Here is a 12,393-nt window from a genome sequence, read left to right on the forward strand (position 1 = left end):
TCACAGCGGTGCCTTGCCAGGTTCACGACTGGACGCGACCGCCAAGCTGGTGGACAACCGAGTACAAGTTGGCCACTCCCCAGTGCTCGACGATCTGCCCGCGCCGCACGCGCATCGCGTCGACAGTCTCGAACCGTACGACCCGGCCCGTCGGCTCGATTCCGAGAAACGCGCCGCGATGCGTTCCGTGATAGGTCTTGAAGGTGGTGACCACGTCACCATCCACGGTCTGCCAATGGATTTCGGGCCGGAAATCAGGGAAGGCGGCGCGCAGCCGCTGATAGAGCACCCGAACCCCGTCCTTATCGGCTGTCGTGCCTGGTTGCGGTGTGTGATCGACGAAGTCGTCGGCGAACAGCGTCTCGAACAAGGCGAAGTCTCCCTGACCTTGGACTCGCTCGGTGTTGCGTCGCACGATCTCCTTAGCGATGTCTCCAGGCTCGCTGTCGCTCATGAGATGTGCTCCCTCGTGTGTCTGTTTCCGGCGTACACTCATACATAACCGGACTACAGTCCGGTTATTCCGGCGGTATCCCCAGTTCAGGCTTCGAGCCGGGCGCGAACGCTCGCGAGCCGTCGCCGAAGCTCGGCATCGTCGATGACGCCGCGGGCGACCAGCGAGTGCGCGAGTGACACCAGCTGACTCTCGGGATAGGGCAGGCTGGAATACAGGGAGGCCGAAAGCGCGTCCTCCTCATCCCTCCGCTCTTTGAAGGTAGGGACATCGCCGCAGGCGGCGTGGTCGAGCGCATCGCAGAGGCCATCCAGACTGGTCTTCCAGGGCGGTACGGGGTTTGCGACCCCGTACTTTGCCGCCATCTCCGGCCAGACCTGATGACGCCGCACAATGTCCTGCAGAGACTCGCTGACAACTCCTCCGGCCGAGCCCAGACCCTCTGTCTCCATGATGTTTCGGCTCTCACTCGGTTACGGATGGACGGCCGGACGAGTATCGACGATGACGTTGGTGGTGACGCCGACCGTTGGCAGGGCGACGCCGATCAAACAGTCACGGGTAATGATCTCGACTAACTGATCCTCATCCCAGCCCTCAGTGCCGTCCGGACGCATGGGCATCACCATGAACCGATGCTTCTGATTGGAATCCTCCACCCGGACCTCAACGTCGTCGGGCAGGTTGAGCCCGAACTCGGAGAGCACCTGACGCGGCCAGCGGACAAGTCGGCGGCGGTAGTTGGGTGTGCGGTACCACTCGGGGGAATTTCCCAGGATCGGTCGCGGGTAGCAGGAACACAAGGCGCAGACGATGACATGGTGCAACGTCGGCGTGTTCGCCAATATTTGAAATGCCATGAAGTCGCTGGGGGTGCCCCACCCGGTCGGCTCGAACCAATCGACACCGACCTCCTTGCTGGCGTCCATCGGTGCGGTGAGTGCGAGTTCCTTGAATTCCGGATCGAGCCACGCCCGGGCCACCAGACGCGCGGCAGGAGTTGGACCGATCTGCTCGGCGAACTCGGTGAAGCGCCGATGATCCTCGGCGGTGAAAATTCCCTTCTCGATGCACAATTCGCGCAACGCGATCTCCAGGACCTCGAAGTCGGTGATCTCGTCCACCATGGGGGCAACAGTGCGGGTGTGATCGTGATCGTTGGTCATGGCGCTGATCCCTCTCGATCCGGATAGGTCTAACTGGCTGCCTTCAAAGCCCGCTCAGGAAGCTCCGTCTGCAGGGTGTCGATCGCGGCCCCGGTATAGCCGTGCCACAGCTTGGACTGGTTGAACCGCACGATGTACATCCATTCGGGCGTGGCGTCCGGGCGATCCCATGTCTCATCCTCCGCCGCAGGGGTCTCATATGCGACGGCCGCGATCTCGCCGGTGGCGCCCCGAACGTATTCCGGTGTGCGGGTGTAGAACAGCGCAGGCTCCTCACGCACGACGACTGCGTCGCCCACATGAAACCGGGGCTTGCCCGCCTTCCCGGCATAAACCTGCGGGTCGCCCTTGCCGACCGCTTCGATGTGGTGCGCGTTGCGCCTCACCTGGGCGCCGTCGCCTTCGCACTTTGGCCGCGCTTCCGGAGTCCTGCCTTCCAGGCCTCCGGCATACCGAGTCTTGACCTCCAGCATCCGGTCGTTCAGCTCCCCCAGGCTGATGTGATGCTTTTCCACCAGCACCCGGCCGACCGCCCACAGCCAGCGCGCGTAGTACGGAAGCCCGAGGTAGATAGTGCGACCCACGTCGACGTTCCCGATCCGGCGCCGCTCCTCCGAAAGCCAGATCCCGCGCCATGCCAGGACTTCGCACATGACGTAGGTCAGTTCCTCCCACTTCTCGTATTGCTTGTTCTCGTACTTGATGGGTGCATCCGGCTCGCCACCGACGTCATGCGAGGTCTTCATGTACGCGGTGAAGTAGTTGTGATCGATGAGATCGGGAGTCGGCGCATCCACGATCTCCGGATAGGACGACTTCAAGCGCGCCACCAGGTCCAGACGTGCCGCACGCTCGGACGCAGTACTCATGAACGTCCCCTTGCTGTCGTACGGAACGTTGGTACAGAAGCGCGGAGCTCCCTAAGACTTGGACGCTAGCAGTTCTGGATTACGGCGACAATACTTTTCAGCTACGTCAATACCGATGCCGGATACCCTAGGGAAAACCGGCGTGACGTGAGTCCGTGACCGCATGCCCGCGCACCGTCTCTCCGTCCCGAAAAGATCAATAGATACTGGCTACGCCCATTCCTCACTATGCGCGGCCCCGGCGCTCGACACGTGCCGCAACCGTCGGGCCAGCGGACGCGGAAGGGCCGGCGGCTGGCAGGTACAGCAAAGTACTTGAATCTACGACTAAAGCTCGGTCACTCCACCGTTGTCAACCATCCACGAACGGTCCAACCGAACGTTCTTCAGCATCCGGCGGTCATGCGTCACCAACAACAACGCACCGTCATAGGTCTCGAGCGCCTCCTCGAGCTGCTCGATGGCGGCGAGGTCGAGATGGTTAGTGGGCTCGTCCAGAACCAACACGTTCGTGCCGCACGCCTGTAGCAGCGCTAGGCCTGCCCGGGTCCGCTCACCGGGCGAAAGCTCGCCCACCCGGCGTTCCACATGATCGGCGCGCAGACCGAACTTAGCGAGCAGGGTGCGCACATCGGCCGTCGACCACGCCGGCACCCGCTGCTCAAAGCGATCGACGAGCCTGTCCGTTCCGGTGAAATCCGCACGCGCCTGGTCGATCTCGCCGATCGCAACGTTTGCACCCATACTCGCGCGGCCCTCGTCGGGCTGCTGGCGCCCCAAGAGCAGGCGCAGCAAGGTGGACTTTCCTGCCCCGTTGGGGCCCGTGATGCCGATCCGCTCACCGGCATCAACCTGAAGCGACACCGGACCGAGAACGAAATCCCCTTGTCGCACAACGGCATTATCGAGAGTCGCGACGACAGAGCTCGATCTGGGCGCTGCACCGATGGTGAACTCGAGCACCCATTCCTTACGGGGTTCCACGACCTCCTCGAGCCGGGCGATCCGACTCTCCATCTGCCGAACCTTCTGCGCCTGCTTCTCGCTGGACTCGGAGGCCGCGCGACGCCGGATCTTGTCGTTATCGGGGGCCTTACGCATAGCGTTGCGCACACCCTGGCTCGACCATTCCCGTTGAGTACGTGCGCGCGCAACAAGGTCAGCCTTTTTCTCGGCGAACTCTTCATACTGTTCGCGTCGATGCCGCCGACCAACCGCACGCTCTTCCAGATAACTTTCGTAACCGCCACCGAAGACGGTGGTGGTGTTCTGCGCCAAGTCCAGTTCGAGAACGTGGGTGACGCTGCGCGCAAGAAACTCGCGATCGTGACTCACCAACACCACGCCACCACGCAGATCCCGGACGAACTCCTCTAGCCGAGCCAGCCCGTCCAGGTCGAGATCATTGGTCGGTTCGTCCAGCAGAACGACGTCGAACCGCGACAACACCAGCGCCGCCAATCCCACACGCGCCGCTTGTCCACCCGACAGGTCAGTCATCAGGGTCGACTGCGGACGCACCGCATCCGAGCCGAGGCCCAGGTCAACCAGAACCGCGGGCAACCGTTCGTCGAGATCCGCCGCGCCAGAGGCGAGCCAACGATCGAACGCGGCCGAGTAGGCGTCGGTCGGATCGATCTCCGAGGGGCTCCGATTCTCGTCGGCCAGCGCCGCGGCCGCAGCTTCCATGGCTTGCGTAGCTTCGGTGCATCCCGTGCGGCGCGCGATGTAGGTGGCGACGGTTTCTCCCGGCACCCGCTCATGCTCCTGCGGGAGCCACCCGATGAACGCGTCGGCCGGCGCGGCGCTGACAGAACCCTCGAGCGGCTCGAGATCCCCGGCAAGTATCCGCAGAAGCGTGCTCTTGCCGGCACCGTTGGCGCCGACGACGCCAACCACATCGCCGGGCGCCACGGTCACGTCGAGCGCCTCGAAGAGGGTGCGGTGGGCGAATCCACCGGCCACATTCTTCGCGACAAGCGTTGCGGTCATGGGTTCATCGTCCCATCACCACACCGCAACAGGCCCCACGCGTAAGCAGTGGACCGCTACCATCGCGCCATGCACCTGTCGGTCTCACGGCGCGACGCCCTTCGTTACGCGTTGGCCGCGCCGATCCTCGCGGGTCTTCCGATAGCCCTTGCCCCGCACGCATCCGCGGACGGTATACGGCTGATCGACTTCACCGAGCGCCTGGTTACCCCGGAACAGATCAAATCCGCGGGCTACGCCGGTGCCCTTGTCTACGTGTCCGAGTTGCGACCGGGCGCAACCTTCGACTTCAAACCCGTCACCCGTGACTACGCCGCTGGGCTGCGCGCGGTCGGACTTCACGTCGTCAGTTGCTACCAGTACGGCAAGCCGGGCTGGCCCACCCCATCAGACTTCACCCGCGGCTACGACGGCGGCGTGGCCGATGCGCAGACCGCCCTGCGGCTGCACGGCGCCGCGGGAGGACCGGATTCGGCCCCGATCTTCTTCAGCGTCGATGAGGATATCGATCAGAACACTTGGAAAAGTGTTGCTGTTCAATGGTTCCAGGGCATCAATGCCGTATTGGGCGTTCGCCGCACCGGCATCTACGGTCACGCCCGCGCGTGCGGGTGGGCGATCAGCGACGGTGTCATCGGGCACTCAACGACCGGCGGGTATCGCTGGGCCTGGCAGACACGTGCCTGGTCCGGCGGGGCGCGTGAGCCTGCGGCCGTGCTGTACCAAAGCGCGGTCAACACCGCCTCGACCCCGGGACCGCTCATCGGGGACGTACATGTGGACGTCGACGACGTTCTCGCAGCCGACTTCGGACAGTGGGACTTGCCTCGGTAAGCATCGTGAGATGCAGGCCAGGCCCGCCATCGCGCGGGCAGCCGGTCACCCAGATATCCAGCACCGCAGCGGAACCAGATCTCCCGCACCGAGGGACACCACCAATCGAAGGAAGGTTACGCTAACCTTTGTTGGCTGACCCATTTCATAGCCGGTCAGCGAGCACTGGAGAGGAGGCGCCAGGGCCGCCCCGCGCGTCGCCCTGGAAACCGGTCAGATGATGAGTTGCGAAACTGATTCCCCCACAGTCGGTCCGATCAGCGGCGCAGGCAACGGCTCATGACAGCTCCGGTATGGATGGCGGCTCCTCCCGAAGTACATTCCGCCTTGCTCAGCAGTGGCCCCGGGCCCGGCCCTCTGCTCGCGGCCGCAGACGCCTGGCGCGCGCTGAGCACGGAATACTCCTCCGCAGCAACGGAACTCACCACGACGCTGGGCTCGGTGCGGGCAGGCTCATGGAATGGCCCCAGCTCAGAGCAATACCAGGCTGCACACGTGCCCTACCTGAGCTGGCTACAGCAGACCAGCACGGCCAGCGCGGGAGTCGCGGCGCAAACAGAGACGGCGGCTACGGCCTATTCCGAGGCGCTGGCCACTATGCCCACCCTTGTCGAACTCGCCGCCAATCACGCGACGCACGGGGCGCTGATCGCCACCAATTTCTTTGGTATCAACACTATTCCGATCGCCCTCAATGAGGCCGACTACATTCGGATGTGGATACAGGCCGCCACCGTGATGAGCACCTATCAGGCCGTCGCCGAGACCTCGGTGACGGCAGCGCCGCCGACCCTTCCGTCACCGGTACTGCTCTCGCCAGAAAGTGATGGCATCGCACGGGCCGCGGCCCAGGACGCCACCAAGCCGCCGCCCATCGTGCCTGACCCGAACGACCCCATTGAGATGCTGTTGGCGAATTCCCAACACTTCCTGAGCATGTATCGCGCGCTCAAGGGACTGATCACCGACCCCGTCGGCACCATCATTCAGATCATTATCGACTTCTCCACCAACCCTGCCGCCGCCCTGGTTACCTGGCAGCCGCTGTTCTTCGTATTCGCCTATGCCGCAACATTTGGCGTGATGGGAACGCCTATCTACGCCGCAATCCTGGGCCCCGCGGCAGGCATCTCGCTCCCGCTCGCCATCACCTTGGGCAGCCTGTCCCAGATGCCGGTGGCGCCACCGGCCGACCTACCCGCAGAGGTCGTCCATCCACGCGCGGAGCAACCGAACGCCGTCGCGATGAGCGGTGGAACGGTGACCACGGCAAGCTCGGCCGCGCCCACCCCGTCATCCACCTCCACGGTTGCCCCCAGCTCTGCCCCGGCGCCCACACCGCCACCCGCGGGAGCCGAAGGCCTCGGTTACGCGGTTCGGGGCGATGGTCCCGGATTCGGGTTCGGGCCGACCATGGGTCACAGCACCGGAGCCGTGGCCCACGCACCGAGCAGTGCGGTGGCGGCCGCCGCGGCACTGGCCTGCAATCCCGGAAAGGCCAGAAGCCGTAGGCGCCGTCGCGGAACCGCCGAGGACCGCGGCTACCGCCACGAATACGCCACCATGGACACCGAAATCCCCTCCGGCCCTGACGGTCCGGTGACAGTGGGAGCCTCCACCACGGGTGTGAGCCGGCTTGGCTTCGCCGGCGTCCGCACCGCGTCGACGGGTACCGAGGCCGCCGGATTGACCACCCTCGCAGGGGACGCACCCGAGAGCCGGACCAGCCCGATGCTGCCGCAGACCTGGGGCGTTGATGGGGACGACACCGCACGCTGACTCCTCGCGCTTCCGGCGCTCATGGTCGATGTTTCAGTGTTACTCCGAGCGGGTATGCCCTCCCACATAAGGCTCCAGTTGCCTTAGGCAAGGAGAGGGACATCATGATCATTTTGGGCATTCTGCTGGCCGTTTTGGGATACGTACTGGCCGTTCCGATTCTGCAGACAATAGGAATAGTCCTCGTAGTAGCCGGGGCCGTGCTGTGGATCCTGGGGGCGGTAGGCAGGCCGGTTGCGGGCCGCAAGGTGTGGTTTTGAGTGCACCGCCGCATAAGCGACGCCGACCGGGTGCGCCTATCTGACTGAGCGTTTTCCGGATGTTTAGTAGTCGAGCTTTCCGGGAACAGCCCGACTGAATTGGCTCAGGCCGGTCGGCTCTGGGGCCCTTCACTTTCCGCGAACTTCTTGGAGGTTACTGTGCTGGTACGACGCATTGCGCGTCCGATGCTTTCGTCCATCTTCGTTGCGGCGGGAGTTGACGGCCTCCGCCGTCCTGCCGCGTCGGCGGACGTGGCCGAACCGCTGGTCAACAATCTGTTAGACAGCGCGCCGGACTCGGTGGCCACATACCTGCCACGAGATCCTCAGACCTACGTGCGCATCCATGCGGCTACTCAGCTTGCCGCCGGGCTGGCTCTTGCCAGCGGTAGATTTCCCCGGATATCGGCATGGACACTGGCCGGCACCTTGGTTCCAGCGACCCTGGCGGACCAGGCATTCTGGCGCGAACCCGATCCCGACCTCAAGTTGCAGCAGAAGACTCACTTCTGGAAGAACATCTCGCTCTTGGGCGGATTGATCATCGCCGGTATCGATACCGAGGGACGGCCCGGATTGTCGTGGCGCGCCCGTAGAGCTGCCAGCGACGCCGTCGCCGCCGTTGCCTCAGCCATCCCCGGAGCAGAACATCCCTCGCATTCACTACAGACCAAAGCCGCGGAGCTCGGTGAGACCGTACGCGAGAAGGCCCCGCTGATCGCCGAGTACGCCCGGGAACGCGGAGCCGAGATCGCCGAGACCGCTCAACGACGCGGCAGCCAGCTGACCGAGATTGCCGCACAGCGCGGAAGTGAACTCACAGAACTACTCACCGAGCGCGGCTCGGAGCTGGCAAGTGCCGCCGGCAAAGGCCGTCATCACATTGAGGCCCTTGCCGCCGACCCACCTCCCAAACTCCGCAGACTCGCCCGCGTATTCGGCCGCTAGCGCGGGCAGATCCCCCGCGTCGCGGCCGGCCCGGTCCAGGTCCACCCTATCCGCTAATATGACCGTGTGGTCATATCCGGTATCGGGTGGCCCCCGCGACCTGAGAGGGATTCCGTGTCCGTTAGCCGTACCGTCCAGGAGTTTGTCCAGCGCCGCACTCTGCTACCTGCACGGATCGACTCCCTGCTGTCCGGCCCGGGTCGTGACGTCAGCCAACTGACGGTGGTGGTCACCGGTGCGTCAGCCGGAATCGGCCGACAGGCCGTCACCCAACTGCGCGCCCGGGGGGCCCGCGTCATCGGGGTGGCCCGGCGTGCAGACGAGCTACAGACACTCGCGGCGGAGACCGGCTGCGACTGGCGCACCTGCGACCTGACCGACCAGGCCGAGATCGCACGGCTGCTGCAGGATCTCGCCGATCAGCACGTGGATGTGCTGGTGAACAACGCCGGACGCTCCATCCGCCGTCACATTGTCGATGCGACCGACCGCCTGCACGACTACCAGCGGACCATGGCGCTGAACTACTTCGCGCCCGTGCAGCTGACCCTCGGATTGTTACCCGGAATGATGGAGCGCGGACAAGGCCAATTCGTCAATGTCTGTACATGGGCCTTGCATGCCAACACTTTTCCGCGCTTCTCCGCGTATGCGGCCTCCAAGAGCGCGCTGGCGATCTTCGGGCGTAGCCTCAATGCCGAGCGGCCACACCCCGGCGTGCACGCGACCAACGTGCACTTCCCGCTCGTGCGCACTGAAATGATCGCACCCACAGCAGAATACGACGGCGCCGTCGCATTGTCCGCACAGGAGGCCGGTCGCTGGATCGTGCGCGCGGTTACTCATCAACCGGTGGAGGTCAACCCCGCCGTGCTGCGTGCCCTGCTACCGGCGATCGACTTGTTCTCACCGGCAGCGTCGGACAGCACCATCGCGTCGATCACGTAGATACGCACCGACGTATCGGGTGCTGATCGGTAAACAATCATGGCGCTCATCGTGCGGGCAGCCTTGTCGCCACCGATACTCTACTTATGGCTGAGGTTTCCGATCTTGCACCGATAGGCGCGGTAACCCGGACACAGGTGGGCCGGGAGGCCACCGAGCCGATGCGTGAAGACATCCGGCTCCTGGGCACCATCTTGGGCCGAACGGTACGTGAGCAGTGCGGCGACGAGGTCTTCGAACTCGTCGAGCGGGCGCGCGTGGAGTCCTTCCGGGTGCGCCGATCGGAGATCGACCGCGCTGAGCTGGCAGACCTGTTCGACGGCGTCGACATTCACCAAGCCATCCCCGTCATCCGGGCCTTCACCCATTTCGCACTGCTGGCCAATGTCGCCGAGGATATCCATCGGGAGCGTCGTCGCGCCGTCCACGTCATCGCGGGTGCACCACCGCAGGACAGCAGCCTCGCTGCCACGTACCTCAAACTCGATGCTGCGCAGATAGATTCGAACCGCGTCGCGCACGCGCTGACCGGCGCGCTGGTGTCACCGGTTATCACCGCCCACCCTACCGAGACACGCCGCCGTACCGTATTCGATACCCAGCATCGCGTTACCGAACTCATGCGGCTGAGGATGCATGGACTGACACATACCGAGACCGGCCGCGATATCGAGAACGAACTACGGCGGCAGATTCTCACACTGTGGCAGACGGCATTGATCCGCTTGTCCCGGCTAAAAATTCAAGACGAGATCGCAGTCGGGCTGCGGTACTACCAGGCGGCGTTCTTCGAGGTGATACCTGAGATCAACGCCGAGGTCCGCAAGGCGTTACGCCGCCGGTGGCCGGATACGCAACTACTCAGCGAGCCGATCCTGCGGCCTGGCTCCTGGATCGGTGGCGACCGGGACGGAAATCCGAACGTCACCGCCGAGGTAGTGCATCTTGCGACGAGCAGCGCCGCCCAGACGGCCATTGCCTACTACTTCGAACAACTGGTAGCGCTGGAGCAGGAGCTCTCCCTATCGATGCGCCTGGTCACGGTTTCTGCCGACCTGACCGCGCTGGCCGAACAAGGTGGCGAGACCGAGCGGGCAGACGAGCCCTACCGTCGTGCACTGCGCGTCATTCATGCGCGTCTCACCGCGACCGCCGCCCAGATCCTTGACCAGATGCCGGAGCATGATCTGGATCTCGACCTGAGTCCGTACCGCACGCCGGATGAATTGCTCCGCGACCTTGACGTCGTGGATGCTTCGCTACGCGCGCACGGCAGCGTGGTGCTGGCCGACGATCGTCTGTTAGCGCTACGAGAAGCTGTGTATGTCTTTGGTTTTCATCTCAGCGGTCTAGATATGCGGCAGAATTCGGATGTCCACGAAGAGGTGGTGTCCGAGCTACTCGCGTGGGCCGGGGTGCACTCCAACTATCGATCGCTGTCGGAGCCCGAGCGTATCGAGGTACTGCTCGCCGAGCTACGTACTCGCCGTCCCTTGATCGGCGAGGACGCGGAGCTCTCCGAGCTAGCCCGCAAGGAGCTCGATATCGTCGCCGCCGCCGCGCGGGCTGTTCAGACCTACGGCCCCAAAGCGGTTCCCAACTACATCATCTCGATGTGCCAATCCGTTTCGGATATGTTGGAGGCGGCGATTCTCCTCAAAGAGGCCGGTCTGCTGGACGCTTCACGGCCACGGCCATTCTGCCCAGTGGGCATCGTGCCGCTGTTCGAGACGATCGACGATCTGCAACGCGGCTCCGCCATTCTCGAGGCAGCACTGGAACTTCCGCTGTACCGCGCCCTGGTGGCGGCCCGCGGCGAAAGCCAAGAGGTCATGCTCGGGTACTCCGATTCCAACAAGGACGGTGGCTACCTGGCCGCCAACTGGGCGCTCTACCGCGCTGAGCTGGACTTGGTGGAATCCGCACGTAAGACCGGAATTCGATTGCGGCTCTTTCATGGTCGCGGGGGCACCGTGGGCCGCGGCGGTGGTCCGAGTTACGACGCCATCTTGGCGCAGCCGCCGGGGGCGGTGTCCGGATCGCTGCGTATTACCGAACAGGGCGAGGTGATCGCCGCCAAGTACGCCGAGCCCCGTACCGCCCATCGCAACCTCGAGACACTGCTGGCCGCGACCCTGGAGTCGACGCTGCTCGACGTCGAAGGTCTGGGGCAGGCGGCCGGCGCGGCGTACGAAATACTCGATGACCTTGCCGCGCGCGCCCAGCGTGCCTACCGCGAATTGGTGCACGAAACACCAGGATTTGTCGAGTATTTCAAGGCTTCGACACCAGTCAACGAGATCGGGGCGCTCAACATCGGCAGTCGGCCCACATCGCGGAAACCCACCACATCGATCGCCGACCTGCGCGCTATCCCATGGGTTCTGGCGTGGAGCCAATCGCGGGTGATGCTGCCCGGCTGGTACGGCACGGGAGCCGCGATCCAACAGTGGATCGCCGAAGGCGATGGACGACTTGAGGTGTTACAGCAGCTCTATCGTCAATGGCCGTTCTTTCAGACGGTCCTGTCCAACATGGCCCAGGTTCTGGCCAAGTCAGACATGGGATTGGCCGCCCGCTATGCAGACCTGGTCGACGACGAAGCCCTGCGGCACCGGGTCTTCGACAAGATCGTGGCTGAACACGACAGAACCATCGCCATGCATCAGCTGATCACCGGACACGACGACCTGCTTGCCGACAACCCCGCACTGGCACGTTCGGTATTCAACCGTTTTCCCTATCTAGAGCCGCTTAACCACCTACAAGTTGAACTGCTGCGTCGATATCGTTCCGGCGACCAGGACGAACTGGTGCAGCGCGGGATACTGCTCACGATGAGCGGTCTGGCCACTGCGCTGCGCAACAGCGGATAGCCGCTGCATACTCACGCGCTGACGTCTGGCCGCGGGCCGAGTTCGGGCTCGTCTCTGAAGGTGGCGCGTTTGCGTGTGGGCAGCTTTTGGGGCCACCAGAACCATGGTCCGAGTATCCGGGCTAGCGGCATGACCAGGAACAGGCGGACGATCATCATGTCGAAGATCAGTCCGATGCAGATGGTGGATCCGGCCTGGCCGATGTTGACCACATCGCTGGAGAGCATCGCCAGCATGGTGCCGGCCAGCACCAGGGCCGCGGTGACA

General features: G+C 64.0%; 12 protein-coding genes. 6 read left to right on the forward strand and 6 right to left on the reverse strand.

The window, feature by feature from the left end; translation table 11 throughout:
- Window positions 1-22: 22 nt before the first annotated feature.
- The 5 genes from B4400_RS23465 to B4400_RS23485 form a co-directional block, all read right to left on the reverse strand.
- Window positions 23-454 (reverse strand): ester cyclase, encoded by a 432-nt coding sequence (locus B4400_RS23465; protein ID WP_078313041.1) that lies wholly within the window; start codon window positions 452-454, stop codon window positions 23-25.
- A gap of 86 nt (window positions 455-540) precedes the next feature.
- The gene (locus tag B4400_RS23470; protein ID WP_078313042.1) at window positions 541-906 is read right to left on the reverse strand and encodes a thiocyanate hydrolase; all 366 of its coding nucleotides are present in this window, start codon (window positions 904-906) and stop codon (window positions 541-543) included.
- A 21-nt stretch (window positions 907-927) separates the two neighbouring features.
- Window positions 928-1,620 carry a thiocyanate hydrolase subunit gamma gene (gene scnC / locus B4400_RS23475; protein ID WP_078313043.1) on the reverse strand — a complete coding sequence of 231 codons (693 nt, stop codon included), beginning with the start codon at window positions 1,618-1,620 and terminating at the stop codon, window positions 928-930.
- Window positions 1,621-1,649: 29 nt separating this feature from the next.
- Window positions 1,650-2,489 carry an SH3-like domain-containing protein gene (locus tag B4400_RS23480; RefSeq protein ID WP_078313044.1) on the reverse strand — a complete coding sequence of 280 codons (840 nt, stop codon included), beginning with the start codon at window positions 2,487-2,489 and terminating at the stop codon, window positions 1,650-1,652.
- A gap of 327 nt (window positions 2,490-2,816) precedes the next feature.
- Window positions 2,817-4,481, reverse strand: coding sequence for an ABC-F family ATP-binding cassette domain-containing protein (locus B4400_RS23485; protein ID WP_078313045.1), 1,665 nt, complete (start codon window positions 4,479-4,481; stop codon window positions 2,817-2,819).
- A 69-nt stretch (window positions 4,482-4,550) separates the two neighbouring features.
- Between B4400_RS23485 and B4400_RS23490 the strand changes: the two genes are divergently transcribed.
- The 6 genes from B4400_RS23490 (at window position 4,551) to ppc (ending at window position 12,126) form a co-directional block, all read left to right on the forward strand.
- Entirely contained in the window at window positions 4,551-5,315 is a 765-nt protein-coding gene (locus tag B4400_RS23490; RefSeq protein WP_078313058.1) for a DUF1906 domain-containing protein, read from the forward strand.
- 279 nt (window positions 5,316-5,594) lie between these two features.
- On the forward strand, window positions 5,595-7,094 hold the full coding sequence (locus B4400_RS23495; RefSeq protein ID WP_078313046.1) for a PPE domain-containing protein: 1,500 nt from the start codon (window positions 5,595-5,597) through the stop codon (window positions 7,092-7,094).
- Between the two features lie 104 nt (window positions 7,095-7,198).
- Window positions 7,199-7,354 carry a hypothetical protein gene (locus B4400_RS24520; protein WP_099051630.1) on the forward strand — a complete coding sequence of 52 codons (156 nt, stop codon included), beginning with the start codon at window positions 7,199-7,201 and terminating at the stop codon, window positions 7,352-7,354.
- A gap of 159 nt (window positions 7,355-7,513) precedes the next feature.
- A complete protein-coding gene (locus B4400_RS23500; protein WP_078313047.1) occupies window positions 7,514-8,302 on the forward strand; it encodes a DoxX family protein in 789 nt (262 codons plus the stop codon).
- 114 nt (window positions 8,303-8,416) lie between these two features.
- Window positions 8,417-9,250: an SDR family NAD(P)-dependent oxidoreductase gene (locus B4400_RS23505; RefSeq protein WP_078313048.1), complete on the forward strand. Its 834-nt coding sequence runs from the start codon at window positions 8,417-8,419 to the stop codon at window positions 9,248-9,250.
- Window positions 9,251-9,336: 86 nt separating this feature from the next.
- Window positions 9,337-12,126 carry a phosphoenolpyruvate carboxylase gene (ppc, locus tag B4400_RS23510; protein ID WP_078313049.1) on the forward strand — a complete coding sequence of 930 codons (2,790 nt, stop codon included), beginning with the start codon at window positions 9,337-9,339 and terminating at the stop codon, window positions 12,124-12,126.
- A gap of 11 nt (window positions 12,127-12,137) precedes the next feature.
- Here the strand turns inward: ppc and B4400_RS23515 are convergent.
- A partial coding sequence (locus tag B4400_RS23515) for an MMPL family transporter (RefSeq protein WP_170915085.1) occupies window positions 12,138-12,393 on the reverse strand: 256 nt, incomplete at its 5' end.

It is taken from the genome of Mycobacterium sp. D16Q13 (assembly GCF_002013375.1).
Taxonomy (GTDB): domain Bacteria; phylum Actinomycetota; class Actinomycetes; order Mycobacteriales; family Mycobacteriaceae; genus Mycobacterium.